Source organism: Archangium gephyra (genome assembly GCF_049060025.1).
Taxonomy (GTDB): Bacteria; Myxococcota; Myxococcia; order Myxococcales; family Myxococcaceae; genus Archangium; species Archangium gephyra_A.
The window spans coordinates 7465641-7490199 of sequence record NZ_JBMEQQ010000002.1; the positions used below are offsets into that span (position 1 = coordinate 7465641).

18 protein-coding genes and 1 pseudogene are annotated in these 24559 nt (G+C 69.7%); 9 read left to right on the top strand and 10 right to left on the bottom strand.

Annotated elements, in window-relative coordinates:
* Positions 1-9: 9 nt before the first annotated feature.
* Complete coding sequence (locus ACN28I_RS32645; RefSeq protein ID WP_420945814.1) at positions 10-1803, bottom strand: TrkH family potassium uptake protein; 1794 nt, start codon at positions 1801-1803, stop codon at positions 10-12.
* A gap of 195 nt (positions 1804-1998) precedes the next feature.
* On the opposite strand from ACN28I_RS32645, the gene ACN28I_RS32650 reads away from it, so the two are divergent.
* Positions 1999-5631, top strand: a complete 3633-nt coding sequence (locus ACN28I_RS32650; protein ID WP_420945815.1) for a two-component regulator propeller domain-containing protein — start codon at positions 1999-2001, stop codon at positions 5629-5631.
* A gap of 10 nt (positions 5632-5641) precedes the next feature.
* Here the strand turns inward: ACN28I_RS32650 and ACN28I_RS32655 are convergent, their stop codons facing one another.
* Both ACN28I_RS32655 and ACN28I_RS32660 read right to left on the bottom strand, forming a co-directional pair.
* A complete protein-coding gene (locus ACN28I_RS32655; protein ID WP_420945816.1) occupies positions 5642-6613 on the bottom strand; it encodes a PDR/VanB family oxidoreductase in 972 nt (323 codons plus the stop codon).
* Positions 6614-6768: 155 nt separating this feature from the next.
* On the bottom strand, positions 6769-7359 hold the full coding sequence (locus ACN28I_RS32660; protein WP_420945817.1) for a hypothetical protein: 591 nt from the start codon (positions 7357-7359) through the stop codon (positions 6769-6771).
* A 235-nt stretch (positions 7360-7594) separates the two neighbouring features.
* Between ACN28I_RS32660 and ACN28I_RS32665 the strand changes: the two genes are divergently transcribed.
* The gene (locus ACN28I_RS32665; RefSeq protein WP_420945818.1) at positions 7595-8380 is read left to right on the top strand and encodes an SIMPL domain-containing protein; all 786 of its coding nucleotides are present in this window, start codon (positions 7595-7597) and stop codon (positions 8378-8380) included.
* A gap of 57 nt (positions 8381-8437) precedes the next feature.
* Here the strand turns inward: ACN28I_RS32665 and ACN28I_RS32670 are convergent, their stop codons facing one another.
* From ACN28I_RS32670 to ACN28I_RS32680, 3 genes are all read right to left on the bottom strand, one after another.
* Positions 8438-8899 carry a DUF2267 domain-containing protein gene (locus tag ACN28I_RS32670; protein ID WP_420945819.1) on the bottom strand — a complete coding sequence of 154 codons (462 nt, stop codon included), beginning with the start codon at positions 8897-8899 and terminating at the stop codon, positions 8438-8440.
* Positions 8900-9015: 116 nt separating this feature from the next.
* Positions 9016-10449 carry an IgA Peptidase M64 gene (locus ACN28I_RS32675; RefSeq protein ID WP_420945820.1) on the bottom strand — a complete coding sequence of 478 codons (1434 nt, stop codon included), beginning with the start codon at positions 10447-10449 and terminating at the stop codon, positions 9016-9018.
* Positions 10450-10482: 33 nt separating this feature from the next.
* Entirely contained in the window at positions 10483-11973 is a 1491-nt protein-coding gene (locus ACN28I_RS32680) for a PEGA domain-containing protein (RefSeq protein ID WP_420945821.1), read from the bottom strand.
* A gap of 573 nt (positions 11974-12546) precedes the next feature.
* Between ACN28I_RS32680 and ACN28I_RS32685 the strand changes: the two are divergent.
* The 5 genes and pseudogenes from ACN28I_RS32685 to ACN28I_RS32705 all read left to right on the top strand — a co-directional run bounded on the left by ACN28I_RS32685 (position 12547) and on the right by ACN28I_RS32705 (position 17222).
* Positions 12547-13555 (top strand): annotated as a pseudogene (locus ACN28I_RS32685) (diacylglycerol/lipid kinase family protein).
* A gap of 11 nt (positions 13556-13566) precedes the next feature.
* Positions 13567-13716 carry a hypothetical protein gene (locus ACN28I_RS32690; RefSeq protein ID WP_420945822.1) on the top strand — a complete coding sequence of 50 codons (150 nt, stop codon included), beginning with the start codon at positions 13567-13569 and terminating at the stop codon, positions 13714-13716.
* Between the two features lie 64 nt (positions 13717-13780).
* On the top strand, positions 13781-14470 hold the full coding sequence (locus tag ACN28I_RS32695; protein WP_420945823.1) for an NUDIX hydrolase: 690 nt from the start codon (positions 13781-13783) through the stop codon (positions 14468-14470).
* A 100-nt stretch (positions 14471-14570) separates the two neighbouring features.
* A complete protein-coding gene (locus ACN28I_RS32700) occupies positions 14571-15350 on the top strand; it encodes a protein phosphatase 2C domain-containing protein (RefSeq protein WP_420945824.1) in 780 nt (259 codons plus the stop codon).
* A gap of 3 nt (positions 15351-15353) precedes the next feature.
* Positions 15354-17222: a hypothetical protein gene (locus tag ACN28I_RS32705; protein WP_420945825.1), complete on the top strand. Its 1869-nt coding sequence runs from the start codon at positions 15354-15356 to the stop codon at positions 17220-17222.
* A gap of 19 nt (positions 17223-17241) precedes the next feature.
* Here ACN28I_RS32705 and ACN28I_RS32710 read toward each other — a convergent pair whose 3' ends face one another.
* The 4 genes from ACN28I_RS32710 to ACN28I_RS32725 form a co-directional block, all read right to left on the bottom strand.
* On the bottom strand, positions 17242-19737 hold the full coding sequence (locus ACN28I_RS32710; RefSeq protein WP_420945826.1) for a tetratricopeptide repeat protein: 2496 nt from the start codon (positions 19735-19737) through the stop codon (positions 17242-17244).
* The gene (locus tag ACN28I_RS32715) at positions 19668-21026 is read right to left on the bottom strand and encodes a hypothetical protein (protein ID WP_420945827.1); all 1359 of its coding nucleotides are present in this window, start codon (positions 21024-21026) and stop codon (positions 19668-19670) included. The genes ACN28I_RS32710 and ACN28I_RS32715 overlap by 70 nt, the downstream gene beginning before the upstream one ends.
* A gap of 141 nt (positions 21027-21167) precedes the next feature.
* Positions 21168-21443 (bottom strand): hypothetical protein, encoded by a 276-nt coding sequence (locus ACN28I_RS32720; protein ID WP_420945828.1) that lies wholly within the window; start codon positions 21441-21443, stop codon positions 21168-21170.
* Positions 21444-21449: 6 nt separating this feature from the next.
* A complete protein-coding gene (locus tag ACN28I_RS32725; protein WP_420945829.1) occupies positions 21450-22136 on the bottom strand; it encodes a hypothetical protein in 687 nt (228 codons plus the stop codon).
* A gap of 384 nt (positions 22137-22520) precedes the next feature.
* Here ACN28I_RS32725 and ACN28I_RS32730 point away from each other — a divergent pair, with 384 nt between their 5' ends.
* Together ACN28I_RS32730 and ACN28I_RS32735 are read left to right on the top strand one after the other, a co-directional pair.
* Complete coding sequence (locus ACN28I_RS32730) at positions 22521-23591, top strand: nicotinamidase (protein WP_420945830.1); 1071 nt, start codon at positions 22521-22523, stop codon at positions 23589-23591.
* A 65-nt stretch (positions 23592-23656) separates the two neighbouring features.
* On the top strand, positions 23657-24469 hold the full coding sequence (locus tag ACN28I_RS32735; RefSeq protein ID WP_420945831.1) for a hypothetical protein: 813 nt from the start codon (positions 23657-23659) through the stop codon (positions 24467-24469).
* The last annotated feature ends 90 nt before the right edge of the window (positions 24470-24559 follow it).

Below are 24559 nucleotides of genomic sequence, written 5' to 3' on the forward strand. Positions count from 1 at the left end.
CGTCGCTCCTCAGCCCACGACAATCTTCGTCGAGGGGTAGCTGTAGCTCGCCCGCGCCTTGGACAGGCCCACCGCGAGCGCCAGGGTGAAGGGGCCCAGCCGCCCCACGAACATCAGCGCGCACACCACCAGACGGCCCGCCGTGGACAATTGCGGCGTCACCCCGGTCGTCACCCCCGCGGAGCTGAAGGCGCTCACCGCCTCGAAGAGCACGTCGCGGAAGGGCAGGTGGGGCTCGGCGGTGAAGAGCAGGAAGGCCAGCGTGAAGAGCAGCCCGAACGAGATGAGCGCCACGGCGCACGCCCGGTACACCGTGGCCGGCGGCACACTGCGTCCCAGGATGTCCACCTCGGAGCGGTTGCGCAGCAGGGCGCGGAAGGTGAAGGCGAGCACCGCCACCGTCGTCGTCTTCACGCCCCCCGCGGTGCCGCCCGGCGAGCCGCCGATGAACATCAGCACCAGGCTCAGCAGCAGCATGGGCGTGCCCATCTTCACCAGGTCCACCGAGTTGAAGCCCGCGGTGCGCAGCGAGACGCTCTGGAAGACGCTGGCCCACAGCCGCTCGCCCAGGGGGAGCCCCGCGAGCGAGTGCTTCCACTCCAGCACGAGCCAGGCCAGCGCCCCGCCCACCACGAGCGCGGCGCTGGTGAGCAGCACCACGCGCGAGTGCACCGGGAGGAAGTGCCAGCCGCGGCGCGCTCCCCGCTCCCGCCATAGCTTCCAGTCCAGCAGCGAGGTGACGACGGGGAAGCCCAGGCCGCCCAGGGTGATGAGCGCCATGACGGTGAGGTTGACGCCGGGGTTGCCGGTGAAGCGCAGGAAGTTGTCCGGGTACAGGCTGAAGCCCGCGTTGCAGAAGGCGCTCACCGAGTGGAACAGCGCCGAGAAGGCCCGCTCCGAGGTGGACAGCACCCGCCCGTCCGGCGCCAGCCCCAGGGACGGGTAGAGGGCCAGCGCGCCCAGCACCTCCAGCGTCACGGTGATGAGCGACATGGAGTAGAGCAGCCCCTGGAAGCCCTGGACCGTCTCCTCCTCGAGAATCTCCTGCATGGCGCCGCGGGTGCGCGCCGACAACTGGCTGCGGAAGGCCAGGGCCAGCGTGGTGGTGAGCGTCATGATGCCCAGGCCGCCCACCTGGATGAGGCCCAGAATCACCCAGTGGCCGAAGGAGCTGAAGTAGCTGCCCGGGTCCACCACGGACAGCCCCGACACGCACGAGGCGCTGGTGGAGGTGAAGAGGGCCACCAGGAAGGGCGCGCCCAGGCCGTCGCGCGTGGCCGCGGGGAACATCAGCGCCAGCGTGCCCAGGGCGATGGTGAGCAGGAAGGACAGGCACAGCAGCGGCAGCGGCCGGCGCAGCAGCGCCTGCAGCACGGGCCTCGCGGGACGCCACGCCACCAGGTCGATCAGCTCCCGGGCCAACAGGCGCAGGGACAGCAGCGTCGCCGCTCCCCGGGGGCCGCTCGCGCCCAGCGACAGCACCGCCGGCAGGGCGAAGAGCAGGTCCGGCCACCGGTGGCGCCACAGGCGCAGCCGGAAGGCCCAGGCGTCTCGCAGCAGCTCTCCCGCGAAGGTGGCCACCACCGCCCCGGCCAGCACCGCGGCCACCGCCTCGCGCCAGGGGGCGTCCGTCCTCACGGTGAACTCGAAGACGACCAGCGCCACCACCGAGACGAGGCTCAGCCGGCGCGGCCAGTCCTTGCGGTGCCGGGGACGGCGGCGCGGCTCCTCGGGAACGGGGGGGAGCGGAGGAGGGGGCTCGGGCAGGGGGGCGGGCGGCGCCCGGAGGCTCGGGGTGTTCATCGCTGGCGGAGGGCCGTCGCTATAGCACCTCCTCCCGGGCCGAGGACCTCCCAGGGCAACCCCTGGGGCAACCCCTCGCCCGGCTCCTCGCTCCTCCTTATATAGGGGCGGGGGGCGAGCGGGCGGCCCGGCCTTCGCCAGTTCCCGGGAGGGGGTTTGCTCCGGGGCTGTCGGACATGGCACAAGTTACCGGGAATGTTGTGGCGATACGGCATGCACGGCCCGCGGGTGCTGGCCCTGGCGATGGTGATGGGCCTGAGCGCCTCCGCGCTCGCGCTGGAGCCCTCGCGCCTCGTCACGCAATACAGCCACGACACCTGGAAGGACGTGGACGGGCTGCCGCAGAACTCCGTCTACGCGCTCGCGCAGACGCGGGATGGCTACCTGTGGGTGGCCACCTGGGAGGGCCTGGTCCGCTTCGACGGCCTGCACTTCACCGTCTACGACAAGCGCAACACGCCCGAGCTGCGCGAGGAGTTCATCCAGGCGCTCGCCGAGGACCTGGCCGGCACGTTGTGGGTGGGCACGGCGCGCGGGCTGCTCTCCTACCGCGAGGGCCGCTTCCAGGAGGTGGAGCTGGAGCCGGGGCCGGGTGAGGTGGAGGTGCTCGCGCTCGCGCCCGGCGGGGACGGCGGCGTGTGGGTGGGCACGGCGAATGGCCTCTTCCACGTGCGGGACGGGCGGGCGCGGCGCTACGGCACCTCGGAGGGACTGCCCGCCGCGAGGGTGGCGGCGCTGCTGAGGGACCAGCGCGGGGTGCTGTGGGTGGGGACGGCGCGCGGACTGGTCCGCCTGTCCGAGGGGCAGGTGGAGCCGGTGCGGCTGCCGGGGAGCTCGGGCCGGAGCGCGGTGCGGGCGCTGCTGGAGGGCCAGGATGGCTCCCTGTGGGTGGGGACGGAGGCGGGCCTGGTGCGCCTCCACGAGGGCCGCGTCCGGCTCCTCACCCCGCGCGACGGACTGCCGGGGGACAAGGTGCGGGCCCTGGCGGAGGACCGGGACGGCAACCTGTGGGTGGGGGTGGAGGAGGGCGGACTGGCGCGCCTGACGGAGGGCACCTTCACGGTGCTCGGGACCGGGCAGGCGCTGTCCGGAGCGGGAGTCATCTCGCTGCTGGAGGACCGGGAGGGCTCGCTGTGGGTGGGCACGGCGTCGGGAGGGCTGCACCGGCTGCGGGACGCGCCCTTCGTCGCCTTCGGCCAGCCCGAGGGTCTGCGCGACGAGCTCGTCTCCGTGGTGCTCGAGGACAAGCAGGGCGCGCTGTGGGCGGGCTCCTACTCGGGGGGGCTGACGCGCATGAAGGACGGCGTGCTCACCCACTTCGGCCAGCAGGAGGGGCTGCCTCCGGGCAACCTGCGCGCGCTCGCCGAGGACGGGGAGGGCCACCTGTGGGTGGGCACCAGCGGAGGCGCCTTCCGCTACGACGGGCGGAGCTTCACCCGCGTGGGCCGCGAGCAGGGGCTGCCGGACGAGCTGCTCTTCTCCCTCTTCGCCGACTCGCGCGGGGACATGTGGTTCGGCACGCTCGGCGGATTGGGCCGGCTGCGCGAGGGCACCTTCACGCACTTCGGCCCGGAGCAGGGCGGCCCGGAGGAGCCCGTCGTCTCCATCGCCGAGGACTCGGAGGGGACGCTCTGGTTCGGCTCCTTCGGGGGGCTGTACCGGCGGACGGCGGACGGCACCTTCACGCGCTACACGGCGGCGGACGGGCTCGCGGGCAACCGGGTGGTGGACGTGTACGCGGACCCCCGCGGCGGCGTGTGGGTGGGCTCGAGCACGGGCCTCACCATGGTGCGCGGCGGGCGCTTCACCCGCTTCACCACCGCGCAGGGCCTCGTGGACGACGCCGTCTTCCGCATCCTCGAGGACTCCGAGGGCTACCTGTGGATGAGCTGCAACCGGGGCATCTCCCGGGTGTCGCGGCGCGAGCTGGAGGAAGTGGCCGCGGGCCAGCGCACCACGGTGCGGCCGCTGCTCTTCGACCGGCGCGACGGCATGCGCAGCGCCGAGTGCAACGGGGGCATGTTCCCCTCGGGCTGGCGCACGCGGGACGGGCGGCTGTGGTTCCCCACGCTGCGGGGCCTGGTGTCGGTGGACCCGGCGAAGGTGGTGGTGCACCGGCCCCTGGCCCAGCCGCGCCTGGAGGAGGTGCGGGTGCAGGGCCGGCCGGTGCCCTTCTCCGGCAAGCTGATGCTGGCGCCGGGGCAGCGGGACGTGGAGTTTCGCTTCACCGCGCTGTCGCTGGGCGACTCCACGCGCCCGCCGCTGCGCTACCGGCTGGTGGGCCACGACGAGGACTGGGTGGATGGCGAGGACCGGCGCTCCGTCTCGTACACGCACCTGCCCCCGGGCGACTACCGCTTCATGGTGACGGCCGCCAACCGCGACGCGGTGTGGACGGACCCGGGCCCGGTGGTGGAGCTGACCGTCGTTCCGCGCTTCCGCGAGACGCTGGGGTTCTACACGCTGTGCGCGCTGGGCGTGGGGCTGCTGGCCATGGCCGCCTACGCGTGGCGGGTGGGCCGGCTCAAGCGGCGCGAGCGCTGGCTGGAGGCGCGCGTGGACGAGCGCACGCGCGAGCTGGCCCGGGCCAACCGCGAGCTGGACGAGAACCTGCGCGCCCTGCGCCAGGCCCAGTCCCAACTGGTGCAGGCGGGGAAGATGGTGGCGGTGGGCACGCTGGCCGCGGGCGTGGGCCACGAAATCAACAACCCGCTGGCCTATATCGTCTCCAACCTGGACCACGTGAGCGCGGAGACGGCGGCGCTCAAGCGCGAGGTGCCGGTGAGCGCCCCGGGCCGCAAGCGCCTGGAGGACATGGAGCGGGCGCTGAGCGAGGCCCGCCACGGCGCGGACCGGGTGCGGCGCATCGTCCAGGACTTGAAGACGTTCTCCCGGGGCGACGAGGACCTGCGCGGGCCGGTGGACCTGCACGCGGTGTTGGACTCGGCGGCCAAGCTGGCCAGCAACGAGCTGACACCCCGGGCCCGGCTGGTGAAGGAGTACGGGGAGTCCGGCTGGGTGGACGGCAACGAGTCGCGCCTGGCCCAGGTCTTCCTCAACCTCATCATCAACTCGGCCCAGGCGCTGCCCGAGGGCCAGGCGGCGAGCCACGAGGTGCGGCTGGTGACGCGGCTGGAGGGCGAGTGGGTGGTGGCCGAGGTGCGCGACTCGGGGTGTGGGATTCCCCCGGACGTGATAGGTCGCATCTTCGACCCCTTCTTCACCACAAAGCCGGTGGGTGTGGGCACGGGACTGGGCCTGGCCCTGTGTCACCGATTCATCACGGCCATGGGTGGGGAGATCGCCGTGGAGAGCGAGCCGGGCAAGGGGACAGGGGTTCGTGTGACACTACGAGCCGCGGCTGCCCCCGTGAGCGAGATCCAGGGAGTGCGTCCGATGCAACAAGAGCAGGAGGGTTCGCGAGTGCGTGGCCGGGTAATGATTGTCGATGACGATGTGATGGTGAGCTCGGCGCTCAGGCGGACCCTGGCGCGCGAGCACGACGTGGAAGTCGTGACGAGCTCGCGTCAGGCGCTGGAGCTGCTCAAGGGGCCGAAGGGCACGGAGGTGGACGTCGTCCTCTGTGACCTGATGATGCCGGACCTGACGGGCATGGAGCTGCACGCGGACCTGGTGACGTCCGCGCCCGCGGTGGCGGGCCGGATGGTGTTCGTCACCGGAGGGGCCTTCACGCCCGCGGCGCGTACCTTCATGGACACGGTGAAGAACGCGCGGGTGGACAAGCCCTTTGATCCGCAGCTCCTGCGGGAGCAGGTGCGGGACTGGGTGGCCAAGGCGCGCAGCGGAGGCCCTGGCCAGGCGGCGTGAGGCGCCGGGCCTACAGGTCCAGGACGAGCTGGCGGGACCGGGCGCGCGACACGCAGACGAGCATGTTGCAGCGCGCGGTGCGCTGGGCCTCGGGCAGATAGGTGTCGCGGTGATCCGGATCGCCGTCGAGGACGCGGGTGAGGCAGGTGCCGCAGGTGCCGGCCTCGCAGTCGCTCTGGACGCGCAGGCCATTCTTGCGCAGCACGTTGAGCACCGTCTGCCCGGGAGGTACGGGGTAGGTGGCGCCGGTGCTGCGGATGACCACCTGGAACTCGGTGTCGGCGAGGTCGCTGATGGCGCCGGTGGCCTCGGCGGAGAAGGCCTCGAAGTGGACCTTCTCGCGGGGCCATTGGTGCTGGACGGTGGCGTCGCGCACGGCGCGCATGAGGGGCGCGGGGCCGCAGCAGTAGACGCGGGTGCCACCGGTGCGCGTGGCGAGCAGGGCCTTCACGTCGAGCCCTCGGGCCGGGTCTCCCCCGTCATGGTGGAAGGTGACGTGGCCGGCGAAGGCGGGTGAGGCGAGCAGCTCGCGGAAGGCGGTGCGCTCGGGCGAGCGGGTGCAGACGTGCAGGTGCCACGGGCTGCCCTGGCGCTGGAGCTGCCAGGCCATGGAGAGCATCGGGGTGATGCCGATGCCACCGGCCACGAGCACGTAGCTCCGCGCGTAGAGCAGGGGAAAGTCACAGCGGGGCAGGCCGGTGGTGAGGACGTCGCCCTCGCGGACCCGGTCGTGCATGGCCTGGGAGCCGCCGCGGCCGTTGGCATCGCGCTGCACGGCGATGAGGTAGCGGTGCGTCTCGCCGGAGTCATTGCACAGCGAGTACTGGCGAAGGAATCCGCCCGGGACGTGGACCTCCAGATGCGAGCCGGGCTCGAAGGGAGGCAGCGAGCCGCCGTCGGCGGGGACGAGCTCGTAGGAGCGGATGCCTTCGGCTTCGAGCGTGATGCGCTGGACGCGCAGGCTCAGACTGTCTTCGGCCACGTGTTGTTCCCTCCCAGGACTTCAGGGCCGCGCCGGGTGGGTACTGAAGACCCGGTCCGGCCGTCGGGAGGATGGGCAGTGCACCCCCCCGGGGACAATGGACCGGGGGGCACACCGTTCGATGGAAGCTGGACAGCGGGGCTCGCCGTGTGGGCTCAGCCCTCGGTGCCATCGGGCGTGAAGGCGATCTCCCGTCGGCCCAACAACACATTGGCGGCCGCCTGGAGCTCCTCGCGCTGCTGGTGGATCTTCTGGCGGAGGCTGGGATCGTGCCCGCCGAGCTGCGACGGGTCCTTCTCGGCGAGCTGGGCCTGGAGGGCGGCCTCGACGACGGCGCGAGGCGCATCGGGGCGCACGCCGAGGAGCGCCGCGGCGCGGTTGCGATCCATCTGGCGGGAGCCGCCGCCCTCGGCCGGAGCGCCATAGGGGTCCTCCTCCTCCCGCGAGCCCTTGCGGAGCCCGCTCACGAGCGTGAGGACGAGCGCGGCGAGGAGGGAGACGCCGGCCACGCCACCGGCCACCTGCATCTTGAAGGGGCGCTCGCGCTCCTCGCGCAGGATGGAGAGGGAGACGAGATGCTCATCGCGCGTGTCGCCCGAGGTCCTGTCGATCTGCCGGGTCAGCTCGGCCTCGAGTTGATCGAGCTGGGCGGGCGAGTACGACGAATAGGACGTCTTGGCGACGGTGCCGAGATAACCGGCGAAGCCACCCGAGAGCAGTGCGATCAGGAACAGCAGAATCCGCATGGAGACCCCCTCCGCCGAGGCCGCGTCCACACGCGCCAGGGCAAGTGGGCGCGAGAATACCGTTCCCCACGCGGGGAGGGAGGTTCTAAGAGAGGGAGGGGGATTTCACCCGGGGTCGCACCGCGGGCCCCTCCCTCCCCCAGGCAGCCAGCCAACCCGCTCCTCCCTCCGGGCGATGCCAGTCCCTTGCCACGCACGCACCTTGAGGCAGAGCCCACCGTATGAGGAAGCCACCATGTCCGTTGCGCGCACCGTTCCGCTGCTCGTCCTGCTGATGAGCGGCACCCTGGCCCTCGAGGCGGGGGCCCAGTCCCGGGTCGTTCCCCCGCCGCCGGTCCCCACGCCCGCGCCGCTGGTGCATCCCTCGCAGCGGACCATCCGGGTGGAGGGGCTGGGCGAGGTGAAGGTGGCACCGGACGAGGCCTTCATCGACGTGGCGGTGGAGACGCTGGCGCCCACGGCGAAGGCGGCGGCGGAGGAGAACGCGCGGAAGATGGAGAAGGTGATCGCCGCGCTGGTGCAGGCGGGGATTCCGCGCAAGGAAATCGAGACGCGCAACTTCTCGGTGTTCCCGGAGTACCAGCCGCAGCCGAGGCCGGAGGAGGCGCCGAAGCTGAGGGGCTACCGGGTGAGCAACCAGGTGGAGGTGCACGTGCGCGAGCTGGCGCGGGTGGGGACGCTGCTGGACACGGCGTTGGGGGCGGGGGCCAACCGGGTGGACTCGGTGCGCTTCGGGTTGAGCAAGCCGGAGGCGGTGCAGGGGGATGCGCTGCGCAACGCGGTGGAGCGGGCGAGGCAATCGGCGCAGGTGCTGGCATCGGCGTTGGGGGTGAAGCTGGGCCCGGTGCTGGACGCGAGCACGGTGACGGAGCCGCAGCCGCCCTTCCCGGTGGCGGCGCGCTTCGAGATGGCGCGGGCGGGCAACATGGCGGACGTGACGACGCCCATCCAACCGCAGGAGCAGACGGTGAAGGCGAGGGTGACGCTCATCTTCGCCATCGAGCCGGGGCCGGGCCGGTAGGCAAGACGGGGAGGACCCCGGGGAGCGATGAGCCCACCGGGGTCTCCACGTGAAGCGCTAGCGCGGCAGGTCCGCGTCGCGGCGGGCGGCGTCGAAGGTGCCGGCGATGTTGGGAGGCATCTCGGCCGCGATCTTCACCGCCAGCTTCTCGGTGATTTGCGAGTGGATGGAGCCGAAGACGACATGGAGCAGGAGGCGGACGTTCTCGGGCTCGATCTGCAGCCGCTCGGCGATGTCCAGGTAGAAGTCGTCCTTGTCGAACTTCTGCGCGTTGGCGCTCCGCTCCTTCCAACTGCGCTCGAAGAGCCTGCGCAGGCCCTCGGGGAACTGCTCCCGCATCTCCTGCACCAGCCCACCGGGGAGCCGCTCGCAGAGCGCGCTCATCACCGCGTCCGCCACCTCTGTCGGGGAGTACTCGGGGACCTCGCGGTTGATATGCGCGAGGAACGATTCCACGCTCGTTCCTACGCCCTCACCAGACCAGGACTCCGTCGTATCCATGTTGTGCATCATGGCCATGGGTGTGTCCGCCTCCTTTCCCTGTCAGGTTGGAGACGTACGGCCCGGACGGCAGCAGGCAGGGGACGGAGGCCCTGCCCGCCGGGGTCTCGGCTCCCGGATGCGAGGGTGACGCCTCAGGGGGACGGCTTGGGGGCCTTCTTGGGCGCCTGGGTGGGGCGAGGGCCCGCGTACAGGTCGATGACCTCGGTGAGGGCGTGCTGGCACACGGCGCAGAAGGGGACGCGGTCGCGGGTGAACATCACGCAGTCCACCTGGGGCCGGTAGTAGCCGCGGGCCTCGTACATGGCGCCCTCGAAGGCGCCCACCTTGCCGGCGTGCTGCTGCTGGCCGAGGAACTTCTCCTCCCAGTCGCGCTGGGCGGTGAAGAGCGCGTCCATCTCCGACTCGGGGCGGCGCTCGGCGCGGATGCGGCGGCGCTGTTGCTGCACCTCGCGCGCGTGCTTCTCGTACTCGTCCTTCTGCCACGGCGTGGGCAGCGGCGTGCCGGGCGTGAGCAGGTGCTTCCACTTGAGCCGCGCGGGGTCGTTGAGCGCGGTGACGTTCTTCTCCCACGGCTCCACGCGCTCCTCGGCGGGGGCGTAGGCGGACTCGGAGGTGTAGTACTCGTCCGCGAGCCCGGCGAAGTGGTGGCCGAACTCGTGGACGAAGACATAGGGGGCCCAGAGGCTGTCGGCGGCCACGGTGCCGTAGAGGCCGAAGATGCCTCCGCCGCCGTAGGTGTTGCCGTTGACGAGGATTTCCACGAACTCGTAGGGCGCGAAGGCGGCGATGTCGCGGAAGCGGCGGTTCTCGAAGGTGAGGACGTAGCGCTCGCTGCCGAAGGCGTCATAGGTGGCGCCCACGGGCGAGTCGCGGTGGATGCCGGTGGAGGGGCGGGAGATGCCGGACTCGCGGGCGGCGGGCATGAGGCCCCACACGTTGAAGTCCCGCTTGCGCTCCTTGAAGGGCGAGAAGCTGAAGAGGATGTCCACGAGGCGGCGCGCGTCCTTCTCGAACTTGGCGCGCTCCTTCTCGGTGTAGCCGTCCCCGAGGATGAGGAAGTCCACCTTGTCCGCGGACGGGCCGTTGTCGAGCAGCTTGAGCAGCGGGCCGGGCGAGGCGGGCGTGGACGGGTCGACGAACATGTCCTGGGGGTCGACGGTGAAGCTCCACACCTCGCGCAGGGAGTTGTCCTTGGCGCGCTTCTTGAGCATCACCTGCACGGGCTTCTCCGGGGAGGGGAAGCGCAGGGACTCGTGGAAGGTGCGGTTCATCTCGCGGGCCTCGGGAGTCGTCTCCCACTCGCCGTAGATGGAGGCGAAGCCGCGCGAGTACAGCAGGCGGTTGGTGTCGCGGTCGCGCACCTCGAAGAGGTACTTGCCGAGGTTGGTCTCGTCGACGCCGCGCGAGGGGCTGCCGGGCCAGGGCAGCGGCTCCACCACGAGCCGGTCGAGGCTGAAGCGCTCCTCGGTGGCGTTGCCGGTGTGGAAGTAGTCGACGCGGAAGGTGCGGGGGGCCGGAGCGTTGGAGGCGCTCGCGGCCAGCAGCAGGGCCAGGAGGACGTTCATGCGCGGGAACGTACCCGAGACCGTGTCAGAACGTCAGAACGTCCCCGAGAGCGTGGCGCCCGCGCCGTCCGGGCCCGCCATGACGCCCACCGACACCGGCGGCGCCTCGTTGGGAGAGAGGAGGAAGAGCACGGCGCCCGTGGCGAGTGCCGCGCCCGAGCCCACGAGCAGCCCCACCATGGTGTTCTGCTTCTTCGCCACGCTGCGCAGCAACTGCACGCCCCGGGTGTCGCTGGCTTGAATCTTCCCGCCCGTCAGGTGCCCGTTCTTCGGATCCGTCAGCTCCTCCCACTCGGGCTGCACGGAGAGCCGCACGAGGCCCGCGCCCGCCAGCGCCGCCACGCCCGCGCCCAGCGTCACGTAGGACACCACGCGCAGCGGCCGCACGGCGCCGGACGTCGCCGTCACCTCCGGGGTGAGCACCGCCACCGAGGGCTGCTCCCAGGGCGGCTGGTGGTTGGGCGTCGCGACCACGAGGCTCGGCTGGTCCTTGTTGCCCGTGGTGACGAAGTCCACCAGCGCGGAGAGGGACTCGGACGGAGCGTCGAGCCCCTGCGTCTTGACGCCTCCCTCGCGCAGCTTCTGGCCTCCCTCCACGTTGAGCACGGTGGCCGCGAGCCACTTCGGCCCGCTGTTCATCCCCTCGAGCCTCACCACGATGACCTCTTCCACGCCCAGGGTTCCCCCCAGGCGCACGGCGTGGGCCAGCTCCGTCCCGCCCTCCCCCTCGGACGCGAGGCACGGGAAGGGAGTGGCCGAGATGGCGCCCTCGTAGGCCAGGTCCACCAGCACCGGCGTCTCCACTCCCTGCACCGGCAACTGGCGCGGGAAGCTGAGGGCCTCGCCCTTCTTCACGCGGAGATCATAGGTCCCCGCGGGCACCTGCAGCACCAGCGGCGTCTGCCCCACGCCGCGGCCATCGAGGAAGACCTCGGAGGGGGACAGGTTGGACTTCACCGAGAGCTTCACCTTCTTGCCCCGCGCCAGCTCGCCGCGCAGCTTGTCGAAGGCCTGGCGCGTGGAGGGCGTGTAGTAGTCCGGATCCAACGTGTACGCCGGCTCCAGCCGCAGCACGTTGCGGAAGGCGTCGTCGCTCTCCTTCACCTTGCCCAGCGCGCGCTGGTTCATGGCCAGCAGCAACTGCGCGTCCACGTACAGCTTCCACCGGGCCTCGCCCGGCGGCAGGCGCGGCACCTGCCGCAGCACCTCGTCGATGGCCTGGGCCGCCTTGGCGTGGCGCGCCTCGTAGAACTGGCCCTGCGCGGCCTCGAGCTGCCGCTGGATGTCGTCGAAACTGCCGGACGGCCGCGGGAAGAGCCGCTCGGCGAAGTCCGCCGCGCTCAGGACGTTCTCCCCCGGGCGGGACACCAGCTTGTCGTAGAGGGCCTTGCTCTGACCGCTGAGCTCCGCGTCCTTGCAGTCGCCGCTGGCCACCACCACACGGCGCGGGGCCGCTCCCGCCACGCCACCGAGTGCGAGCGCGAGCACCACCACCATCGAGTACGAGTCTTTGAGGAAGGTCATGATCCAGGCGGGATTGCAGGGCCCGTTCCGCCGGCCGCCGTGCATCCGGGCTCGGAGATACCAGCCGTCACGCCACGTCCACAACCCACCCGCCGCGCGCCGGAACGCAATCATTTCGCGGCTTTGGGCGGGCCTCCGGCTCCCTACCCAGCACGGTGTCCCCGGGTTCCGCCCCCCCGGCTCCGGCCCCGGCTTCCCCCCCGTGCCGTCTCGATCATGGACGGCCCATCCCCGCCTCGGGAGCTTCCCGGAGACGCGAAGGGGGCGCGCCCCCTTGCCTGCCCACCGGGGGACCCACCCGTGCCAGCCGTGCGCCGCCCTGTGTCATCTCCATCTTGGCCACGGGGATGTGACGGCCGGGACAAGCGCGGAGGGAGTGATGCGGCGCGCCATCCATTCAGGCTTCGAACAATGGACCTTGCACCGCTCCCGGGCATGCCACAGCCTGGGGGTACATGGCGCTCGCCCTCGGCGGGTGAGGGGAAGCCCTCATGTGTCCGCCACCCGAAGATGACAGCCGGGCAGAGCCGCCATGACAGAACCATGACATGGCTTGGGGAGAGTGACGCCGCCATGAACATCGCCGTAATGGTCAATCTGCGCGCACGCCGAGGCTCCGAGAGAATCGGCGGTCTCGTGCAGCGCTTCTTCCCCCGGGCCCGCCTGGCCCTCACCCGCTCGCTGGAGGAGGCGCGGACGTGGATTACCGAGCAGCTCCGGCCCAACCCGCCCACGCTGCTGCTGGCCGGAGGCGGTGACGGCACCATCACCGGGCTGCTCAACGAGCTGCGCGAGCAGGGGCTGGCGCTGCCGGCCATCGGCGTGCTGCCGCTGGGCACGGGCAATGCGTGGGCGCGCGTCACCGGAGCGCCCAAGCCCTCGGTGGCCCTGCGCCAGCTGGCCGCGTGTGGCGAGCGCCTGCCGCCCCTGCGCCCCTTCTCGCTGGTGCGGCTGGAGAACCGGGTGGCCCCCTTCGCCGGGACGGGCTGGGACTCGGCGACGCTGCAGGACTTCAAGGACCATCTGTCCACGTTCCCGGCCGGGCCCCTGCGCGAGGCGAACGCCGGCCTGCGCGGGTACATGACGGCCTTGTTCACCCGCACCATCCCGCGGCAACTGTTCGGCAAGGGTGATCTGCGGGTGAAGGTGTACAACCTGGGAAGCTCCGGCGCTCACCGTGGACGCGCGCGGCAATGTGGTGCCCCTGCCCAACGGAGAGACGGGCGCGCTGCTCTACGAGGGCCCCGCCGGAGTCGCCGGAGCGGCCACCACGACGGAGTGGGGCTTCGGCTTCAAGGCCTTCCCCTTCGCCCAGGCGGTGCCGCACCGGCTGTCCGTGCGCGTCTATGGCGCCGGGGTGGTGGAGGCCACGCTCAACATGCGCAAGCTCTGGCGCGGCCAGCACCCCATGCCCCGGATGCACGACTTCTTCGTCGAGCGCGTGCGCATGGACTTCGATCGCGAGGTCCCCTTCCAGATGGGGGGCGACATCATCGGCCTGCGCCGCTCGATGGAGTTCGACCTGGCCGAGGAGTCCGTGCAGCTCGTGGACTGGCGGCAGCTCCAGCGGCTCGTGGCCTGACGAAGAGGGACATGGAGAAGAAGGCGAGCGGCATCCGCCGGTTCGAGCGCGTCTCGGTGGTGGCCGAGGGCCCCAGTTGCAGGGAGTTCGCCGGGCACCCCGGCTTCGGCACGGAGGCCGAGCCGCCTGGGCCTGGGAATCCAAATCGAGCTCATCGCTGAGTGACTTGACTTCGTGTCGTTCAGACACTAGGCGCGTCCTGGAACGGAACGAAAGGAGTCACCGGTGAGCTACACCTACGACTATCCGCGGGCCTCGTTGACGGTGGACTGCGTGGTGTTCGGCCTGGACGATGAGGACCTGAAGGTGTTGCTCATCAAGCGGGGCGTGGAGCCCTTCCAGGGCCGGTGGGCGCTGCCCGGAGGCTTCGTCCGCATGGAGGAGTCGCTCGAGGACGCCGCGCGCCGCGAGCTGCAGGAGGAGGCGGGCATCCGCCCCAACCTGATGGAGCAGCTCTACACCTTCGGCGCGCCGGACCGGGACCCTCGAGGCCGGGTGGTGAGCGTGGCCTACTTCGCCCTGGTGAAGCTGTCGGACCACCGGGTGCATGCCGCCACCGACGCCAAGGAGGCCGCCTGGTTCTCCGTCTATGACGTGCCCAAGCTGGCGTTCGACCACGCGGACATCCTAGCCACGGCCCACCAGCGGCTGAAGGGCAAGGTGCGCTACCAGCCCATCGGCTTCGAGCTGCTGCCGCCCAAGTTCACCCTCACCCAGCTTCAGCGCATGTACGAGAAGATCCTCGAGCGCGAGCTCGACAAGCGCAACTTCCGCAAGAAGCTGCTCTCCATGGACCTGCTCGAGGAGCTCGACGAGGTGGAGCAGGACGTCTCCCACCGGGCCGCGCGCCTCTACCGCTTCGATCACAAGAAGTACAAGCAACTGGAGAAGGCCGGCTTCAACTTCGAGCTGTAGGCCCCGCTCCCCGGCGCGTTGGCTTGACTTCGTGTTGCATGGACACTAACTTGGTGTCCGTAGAACACGACGTCCGCCAGGCCACCTGGAGAGGAGAGCCATGTCCTCGCTGCCCTTCGAGCTCGCTGCCGCCACCGTGTTGGGCCGGGAGCACGCCCGAGCCGGACGCAACAACCAGGACGCCTTCTGGGCCCGGGCGAGCGAGCACGGCCTGGCCGCGGTCGTCACGGACGGGTGCGGCAGTGGCGCGCAGAGCGAGCTGGGCGCGCAGCTCGGGGCCCGGCGGGTGGTGGAGGGGGCGCTCTCGCTGCTGGGCCGGCAGGTGCCCGTCGAGTCGCCCGGGTTCCTCCAGCAACTGGGCGCGGACGTGCTGTGCTTCCTCCAGGCCCTCTCCGGGGAGCTGGGCGAGCGGGCCATCGGCGAGGCGCTCCTCTTCACCGTGGTGGGCGCCGTCGTCACGCCGGAGCACACGCTCGTCTTCTCGGCGGGCGATGGGCTCTGGGCCCTCAATGGCGATGTGCACCGGCTCGGGCCCTTTCCCAACAACGCACCGCCGTACCTCGCCTATGGGCTGCTGAAGCCGGGCGCCGTCTCCCTCAAGGCGAACTGCCTCCGCCCCACCGCCGAGGTGGACTCGCTGCTGCTCGGCACGGATGGCGTGTCGGACCTGGCGGGGCTCGCCGAAGTGGGCCCGCTCTCCCAGTTCTGGCGCGAGGAGCGCTATTTTTCCAACCCGGACGCGCTGCGCCGCCGCCTGTCGCTCCTCAACCGCGAGTCCGTCCGCGCCGACTTCCCCGCCCGCCGCCTCGAGCGCGTGCCCGGGCTGCTCTCCGATGACACCACCCTCGTCGTCCTGCGCCGCCGGCAGGAGAGGGCCTGAGCCATGGACGTCTACCTCGAGGGCAAGAAGCTCCGGTTGGATCCGACGAAGGCAATCGGGAAGGGCGGCGAGGCGGATGTCTTCGACCTCGGAGATGGACGCGTCCTCAAGCTCTTCAAGCCTCCCGAGCACCCCGACTACGACAACCTCCCGCACGAGCAGGCTGCCGCCCGGACGCGCATCGCCGAGCACCAGCACAAGCTGCCGGCCTTTCCGAAGCCCCTCCCCGTGCGGGTGGTGTCGCCCGAGACGCTCGCCACGGACAAGAAGGGCAAGACGCTGCTCGGCTACGCGATGCGCAAGCTCGACGGCGCCGAGCCCCTGCGCCGCTTCGGAGATCCGTCCTTCCGCCGCGCCGGAGTGCCGTCCTCCCGCGTCGCCGAACTCTTCCGCGGCCTGCACCGCACGCTCTCCGCGCTCCACGGCAGCGGCGTGGTGGTGGGCGACTTCAACGACCTCAACATCCTCGTCACCGGCAACGACGCCTGGCTCATCGACGCGGACAGCTTCCAGTTCGGGTCCTACCTCTCCACCGTCTTCACCGAGAAGTTCCTGGATCCGTTGCGGCTGGGAGGCTCGGCGCAGGGGCTGATGCCCACGCGCCCGGCGTCCCCGGACAGCGACTGGTATGCCTTCGCCGTCGCGTTGATGCAGAGCCTGTTGTGCGTGGGGCCCCATGGCGGCATCCACCGCCCCAAGCCTCCCACGCCCAAGGCCACGCCGACTGCCCGGGTCCTCCAGCGCCTCACCGTCTTCCACCCGGACGTCCAGTATCCCAAGCCCGCGACGCCCTTCGGCGTGCTCCCGGATGACTTGCTGCACTGTCTCCACCGGGTGTTCGTCGAGGACGCTCGCGGGCCGTTTCCGCTGCCGCTCCTGGACTCGCTGCGCTTCACCGTCTGCGCCTCGTGTGGCGTGGAGCACGCGCGAGCCTCGTGTCCCACGTGCCGCCCGAGCGCGCCGTTGGCGACCACGCCCCTCACCACCGTGCGCGGCCAGGTGGTCGCCACCCGGCGCTTCACCACGGAAGGCGTCATCCTCCACGCCTGCGTCGAGGATGGGACGCTGCGCTGGCTCTTCCACGCGGACGGGGCCTACCGGCGCGAGGAGGGCGCGTCCGTGCTCCAGGGCGGGTTGGATCCCTCGCTGCACTGGGCGATGCAGGGGGCCGTCACGCTGGTGGGGAAGGGCGGGGAATTCGCCGTGCTCGCCCCGGGCCAGCGTCCCGAGCGGCTGGGGGTGGATGCGCCCGAGCAGCGCCCGGCCTTCGCGGCCAATGCGCGCCACCGTTACTGGGCCCATGCCGGTGCCCTGTGGCGCGATGGGGCGTTCGGTCCCGAGCGGCTGGGCGAGGTGCTCGACGGACAGACGCGCCTCTTCATGGGGCCGCGCTTCGGGCTCGGCTTCCACCGCGCGGGCTCGCTGCGCGGCGCCTTCGTCTTCGACGCCGAGCGGCCGGGCCTCCGGGATGGCCTGGCGCTGCCGTGGCCCTCGGGCAGGCTGGTGGACGCGGAGGCCGTGTTCGAGGGCTCCCACTGCTGGCTCTTCCTGGCCGAGGAGACCGGCGGCCGGACGGTGAATCACTGCGTCGTGCTGGGTGCGGATGGTGCCGTGAAGGCCAGTGCGAAGGGCGAGGCGGGGGATGGCTCGTGGCTCGGCTCGCTGAGGGGCAAGTGCGCCTCGGGGGAAGTCCTGTTCGCTGCCACCGACGCGGGGCTCGTCCGCGTGGAGCTGCGCCAGGGGCGGCTCGAAGTGGTTCGCGAGTTCCCCGATACCGAGCCCTTCGTCGACGCCGACAGCCGCCTCTTCCTCACGCGGCACGGGCTCACCGTCGTCCGCCGCCAGGACATCACCGCTCTGCGGATGACGTGAGTCTCGAAGGCTTGGGGCGCTACTGCTCATCGGCCTTTAGCGACTGAGGTGCCTTGGCGAGGATGGCCTCCAGTGTGGGTTTGGCTCTCTGCAGGGGATGCTCCGGTCCAAAGGCCTGCGCGAGTGCCTCCAATGCTTTGCGTGCTGTTTCCGGAGCTTTGCGGTTGCCAGAGTCATCCTGGCTTTTCGCCAGCATGGTCAAGATTGTTGCCGTGCCGGGATGACTCGAACCGTAGGCCTCTCGTGAAAGCTCCAGCGCCCGTGAGAAGAGCGGCTCGCCCTCGGCATGCCGGTTTTGTTGGGCGAGGACCAAACCAAGATTTGCGAGCGTCGGGCAGAGGTTGGGATGTCCGGAGCCCAGGACTCGTTCTTTGATGGAGAGGGCCTGCCGGAATAAAGCCTCTGCCTCGGCATATCTGCCTTGAGTCTGGAGGAGGGATGCCAGCTCGTGAAGCGATGATGCGTAGGTCGGGTGCTCGGTGCCCACAGTGCGCTCCGCGATGGCGAGCGCCTGTCGACGTCTGGCTTCTGCCTCTTCGTACCGTCCCAGGTTCTGAAGCGAGGTAGACAGTCCAGACAGCGATGCCTCATAGGCGGGGTGTTCGGTGCCCAGCGTGCGAGCTATGAGCGGGAGTGCTTGTTGAAACAGAGCCTCGGCTTCCGCATGCCTTCCCTGGTGGAGGAGGTGCGTGGCCAGATCGTGGAGTGAATTCACGTACAAGGGATGCGTTGCCCCCATTGTACGCTCCATGACTGAGAGCGCTTGCCGCAGCACGGTCTCCGCCTCGCTGTACTTCCTCTGGGCTGCCAGGGCTCTGGCCAACTCATGGAGAGAGCCCCCGTGGAGGCTGGGAACGGCTCCCTGTTCGATCTCCGCGGAGGAAAGCGCCTGTCGCAGGAGGGTCTCTGCTTCGCTGTGCTTACCTTGGGCGGAAAGAGTTTGAGCGAGTTTGTAGACCATGGCCCCATGAAATGGATTGTGGCCTTCCGGTGTGCGCGAGGTGATGGAGCGCGCCTGCCTCAGTAGCGCCTCTGCCTCCTTGGGCTTACCTCGTTTCAGGAGCACGCCCGCCTGGATGAGTGAAGCCGAGTGGTAGAGCGGATGCTCTGCAGCAAGTGACGTCTCTTTGTCCGGGAGGTGAGCGTGGATGAGCGACTCGGCTTCATCAAGGCGCCCCTGCGCATATTTCACACTGGCCAAAACAAGGTGCGCATTGGGAGTCCCCTCTGCCTCGGCACGTTGGGCCCAGACATCGGCTGCGTCCAGCGCGCCTGCCCTGATGGCCCATAGTGCCAATGCAGTCCATCGAACGGGCGTGGATGTGTGGTCCCGGAGAAGCATCTCGATGGCGAGCTCCAAGCTCCAGGGGGACAGGTCTGGACCAGGTTTTGTTGTCCATGCTGTCCAGCTAGAGAGGTCTTTGAACTCCACCTGTTCATCTTCTTGCAGGCGCTCGGTAATGGCTGCGAGCTCAGTGCGGCAAAGCTGGCGGAGGTGCTCCGGCTTGAATGCCCGCATGATAGGAGGCGGTGCCTCGCCCCGCAGGATGCTTCGGGCGAACTGTCGGCCAAGTCCCTGGAGAGACGGATCAGGTTCTCCTTCAGGCGAGTTCACGGCCATGAGCCCAGCTTCGAGGGTGGGCGCGTCGAGGCCGTGCTCCAGCAATGACTGCAGGTACGTGAGTGCTTCTGGCTCGAGCTCGTTGAGGGCGGCGACGCACCCGGGAGAGGAGGCTCCTGCCTTCTCCAGGAGTGCTCGTGCTTCCCGCACGTCCTGGGGGCGGGCATGGACCGGCCACCATCCTGGTGAGCTGACAGCCGGTTCGACCAGGAAGGTGCGTGTCCGGTGCCCAGTCTCCGCGAGTGCCCATCGGACACGCCGGAGCCGGAAATGGCTGTCGATGTCGGTCCACGCAATCCAGGCTCGCCGGTGCTCCGTCACTTCCGCGAGCATCTCCGCATAGGGGCGAGCGGCGCTGACCTTGTGCAGTTTGCCACGCGGGCGAGCGGCGGCGAAGGTTGCTTCCAGGTCACCGCCCTGCCACACGATGCCCGGAGCCCGGGCCGCGAGCGCACAGCGGATGCCAGCGATCGCGAACCGGGGCGTGCCGCTCGGGCACTCCACCCGGTGGGAGATCCAGTCGAAGAAATCAACCGCCCGCCGAGCGAGCGCGACCGTCGTCTCCGTGTCGCAGAAGAGCACCACGCGCAGCTCGCGCTGGGCGAAGACTGGGCGGTTGATGTTGAGCCAGTCGGCATCCTCCGCTCGTGGCACGAGGACCAGCGTGGACCCGTGAGGCACCTCGAGCATTCGCTGCACCTCGGTGTGCACCTCCAGTTCCGGGTGCTCCGGTAGCAGTGCTCGGACGAGCTCCCCGAGCAGCTCGGGGCGCGCATGGTCCACCAGCAGCAACAGCCCCGAGCGCGACAGCCCGAGCGCGAGCTTCAGGGGCTCGAGCCAGGCGGCTTCACCCGGACGAGGTGCATCGTGAGCAGTGGATGGGGGTAATACCATTCGGACTCGTTGGGGTAGGGCAGCAGTGTCTGGTAGCTGAGCAGCTCCTGTGCGAGCGGATTCGCCGGCAGGCGGTGCTCCGGGTCGTTCGCGATCTCCTCTAGCAGCTCGATGTGCCCCTTGTTCAGTCCGGTCTCTCGGAGCCGACGCTGATCATCCAGAACCTTCCGGATGGATTCTTCTGTAGCCACCGACGCATCGGCCAGCCAGGCATCCTTGGAGAGTTCCCGGATGAACTTCACGAAGTCACGAGCACGGCCACCCGAGCGATAGGCCAGCTCCTCGAGGAGGGGACGGGCGATGAGCATCTGGGCGTTCAAATCGGCCGTTCTTCGTTCAAACAGTTCGCAGAAGAAGTGCACTCCCTCGCCGTGCCGGGTGGGATCCGCGTGCATAAGCACGGGTTCATTCACCAAGGCGAGCGGCTCGAAGCCGCGCACGGTCGCTGTCGAGGGATGGTGCCGGAGGGCAAACGGGGCGCAGACGACGACCGGACATGCGAGCTGCGCGATGAGCTGCGAGTCGACGAAGAGCGCCTTCGCCCGGTCGATGTCTCGGATCCGGTCGAGACCGTCGATGACGAAGAGTACCCTGCGGTGCTCGTGCTGGATCTGACCGACGAGCACGTTGACGGAGGCGAGCAGCGTCTGCACGTGACTGTTCTGATCGGGCAGGAATTGCTTGCTGAGGCCCAAGGGGGCCATCCACTTGCTGACGGCTCCCGCGACGGCTCCGCTGAGCGCGAATCCCGTGGCGACCCCTGTGCCAGTTGCTCCTTCGACAAGGGCGGGAACCGTCGTGGCCATGACGCCCATGGTCGCCTTCGCCAATGCTCCAATATCGAGCTGGGCTGGTGGAGTCTCCGTCTCTCGGGCGAGCGCGTTCCAAGCTCCCTTGAGTTCCTCGATGTATTGAGGGGGAAATTCGTAGCCAAGCCTCTGCTGGGCGGTGGCGATCAGCGCCACGCCCGCGAGGAAGCAGACCTCCCAGGAACTGATGCGGTCGAGCGCAGCGGGGTCTCGGACGACTTCCGTGAAGTGGCGGGCCAGGTCGAGGAAGACCACCAACTCCCTGTCCTTGCGCATCTCCGCGACCCGCAGCAGCTCCGTTGTCTTGCCCGTCCCTACGGTTCCCGTGAGGAGGATGCGCGGGTCTCCAAAAGGCATGTCCAGCGACTCAATGATTCGTTTGGCCGGGCTGTGCGGCCGGTCGGCACGCCACCGGCTGTCCGCTGGGCGCTCTGGATCGAATCGTTGGTACAGCTCCTGCCACAACTCACGACGGGACATGTGGGCAAGCTACCACCAGCCACCCTTGGGTGGGAGCTTGTTCGCGGCTGGTCGCCAGCCGTTCAACCATCCCGCCCGGGCTCACCGTCGTCCGCCGCCAGGACATCACCGCCCTGCGCATGACCTGAGTCACCGCCTCGCTCACCCTCCAGCGCCGAGCGCCAGGGCGGAGAGGCTCGCGAGCAGGGGAGCCAGCACGGAGAGTGCCTGCTGGAAGTCCTGGAGCGCGGTGCTCCGCAGGCCGAGCCAGGTGCGGACGGCCTCTTGCTCCAGGGACCAGTCCTTCCAACTCGTGCCCTCGGCGGGGGACGACGGCACGAGCCGGGCCGCGAGCGCCTCGCCCACCGCTGTCAGCGTCTTGCGCGTGGGCAGGTACACGCTGGCGAGAATCCCCGTGTAGTAGACGCCGTAGCTCATGATGCGCTACGGATCCATGACCTCGCCCAGCGAGGGGGCGAACTCGGTGAGCAGGTCGCGGAACGCGCCGAAGCTCAGGGTCGCCGTCCCGATGGTGGCGGCGGAGAAGACGAGGAAGCGTTCCAGGCGCGACCGGAGCCGTTGATAGCGCAGCACCTCGTCATCGACGCCCGCCGCCTTGGGCCCTCCTCTCCGCGCGGCCGGCTCCCGCGGGGAGGCGAGCAGTTGGACGTGCTCGTTCAACATGCCGGCGGTGTGCAACGTCGCGAAAGCCGCCGAGAGCAGGCCCAGGATGGAGAACCTCGCGCGCAAGTGCGGCAACTGGAGCATCGCCTCCAGCTCCACCGGCAGGGTCTCCCATTGCTGGGTGATGATCTGGCCCAGGAAGGGGAATGCGCTCATTCCCCCGGCGAGGAGCGTACAGAGCACCACCGCCGTCCACTCGCTCCTGCTGCCCGGCCGGTCCAGGCGGTGGCTCCTGTAGTCATCGAGGACGACGAACACGGAGACCACCCAAAGCGCGGTCTGGACTCCCATGAGCAGGTGCCAGAGCCGCACCCGGTTCGGCTCCCAGAGGACGCCCAGGAAAAGGCCCGTCGCCGCCAGGCTCAGGGGGCACAGAACGGAGATGCCGAGCGGCGATCGGAAGAGGAGCGAGAGAGTCGAACGGCCTGCGTCACGCAGCTCCGGCATGAACCCCCCAGGGCGGCGAGGGAGACGGGGCGGTCCCCTCGCGTGTGGAGGGCAGGATGCCTGGAGGCCGAGTCCCGGGCACGCGCTTCACGAACTTGTCCAACTGTTGGACAACTTTGTGAAGTGCGTGCCCGGCGGGCTTCTCCTGCTTCCTGAAGCCGGTCTGCCTCCCGGCCGCGTGGGCCTCCGACTGGTCCGATGGTCGGACCAGTTGCTCGCGCTCCGTTCCGGCAGGGGCCTCCGTGTCCTCGTGCCGGCCCGGGTTCGCGCAGCACCTGACACCTCGCCGTACCCGGGCGCCACTCCTGAACCGGACCACCTTGCCTTGACATGGTGTCACTAGGACACTATGTTGGTGTTGTCGGAACACGAAGGGGGATGCACATGAAGACGCAGTCGAAGCTGAAGGAGTTGCCGCTTCCGTCGTTCTACAAGTCCGCCAACGCCGCCGCTTACGGCTACGGACCCAACGCCATGGCCCTCCAGGCCGAGGCCCAGACCTGGCGCGGCGCCCATGGCCTCTCGGCTTCCGCCACGGATTCCTTCAACCTCCACCTGCTCCTCATCGACGTCCAGAAGGACTTCTGCTTCCCCGAGGGCTCCCTCTACGTCGCCGGGCGCAGCGGCCGCGGCGCCATCGACGACAGCCGCCGCATCTCCGAGTTCATCTACAAGAACCTCGGCGCCCTCACGAACGTCACCACCACGCTCGATACCCACTTCGCCTACCAGATCTTCTTCCCGTCCTTCTGGGTCGACCAGGATGACCAGCCCCTCACCCCCTACCGCGAAATCACCCGCGAGCAGATCGAGCGCGGCCAGGTCCGCCCCAATCCCGCCATGGCCAAATGGCTCTGCGGCGGCAACTACCCCTGGCTCCTCAAGCAGGTGAAGTACTACTGCGAGGAGCTCGAGCGCGCCGGGAAGTACACCCTCTACCTCTGGCCCCCTCACTGCCTCCTCGGCGGCGATGGGCATGCGATCGCCGGGGTCGTCCAGGAGGCTCGGCTCTTCCACTCGTTCGCCCGCGGCGCCCAGTCCTGGGCCGAGGTGAAGGGCGGCAATCCCCTCACCGAGAACTACTCCGTCCTCCGGCCCGAGGTCCTCTCGCGCCACGACGGCCAGCCGCTCGCCCAGCGCAATACCCAGTTCTTGAAGACCCTCCTCACCGCCGATGCCGTCGTCATCGCCGGCCAGGCCGCCAGCCACTGCGTGAAGAGTTCCATTGATGACCTGCTCGGGGAGATCCTCGCCCAGGACGCCGCGCTCGCTCGCAAGGTGTACCTGCTCACCGACTGCATGTCCGCTGTCACCGTCCCCGATGGCAAGGGCGGCTTCGCCGCGGACTTCACTCCCCAGGCCGAGTCGGCCCTCAAGCGCTTCGCCGATGCTGGGATGCACCTCGTGAAGTCCACGGATCCGCTCGCTTCGTGGCCGGATCTCCGGATCTCGTAGTCAGCACGGTTCCTCGACACCCTCACCCCGACCCTCTCCCGATGGGAGAGGGAGTGGAGGCTCAGATGAGTTCTCAGTCCAGCAATGGCAACAGCTCCAGCGCCAATGTCTCTCAGCTCTTTCAGGCCGCTCACGCCGAGGGGGTTCTCAGCCCCCAGGCCCTTCAGGCCCTCACCGTCGTGGACCTCGGCGCCCAAATCCAGGCCGGCCTCGGCATCAGCGTCGATGACGTCCAGGCCTCCGAGGTCGTCCTCGTCACCGTCATGCCCGATGACTCCGGCTCCATCCAGCACTCGGGCCATGCCCGCACCGTCTGCGATGGTCACAACCTCGTCCTCGATGCCCTCCTCTCCTCGCAACAGAAGGACGGCATCCTCTTCCACACCCGCTACCTCAATGGCTTCGTCCTCAATCCCTTCCGGCCCCTCGAGGACGTCGTCCGCATGCACTCCAAGAACTACGACGCCGACAAGGGCACGCCCCTCTATGACCAGGCCGTCGTCCTGCTCGGCACCGTGCTCGCCAAGGCCCAGGAGTTCACCCGCAACGGCGTCTCCGCCCGCACCGTCACCCTCCTCATCACCGATGGGGCCGACTGCCACTCGCAGACCTCCCGCGCCCGCGAGGTCGCCGCGCTCGTGAACGACCTGCGCCGCGCCGAGAACCACATCGTCGCCGCCATGGGCATCGACGACGGCAGCACCAACTTCCGCAAGGTCTTCCGCGAGATGGGCATCGAGGACAAGTGGATCCTCACCCCCGGCCAGAGCGCCCAGGACATCCGCAAGGCCTTCCAGGTCTTCAGCCAGTCCGCCGTCCGCGTCAGCCAGGGCGCCGCCAGCTTCAGCCGCACCGCCCTCGGCGGTTTCGGCGCCTGACGCCCCGCTCCCCCTCCAACCGGGCATGGGGGACCGGCTTCTTCCGGACACATCTTCGTGTTGCTGAGAGGGGAGGGCACCGGCGTACCG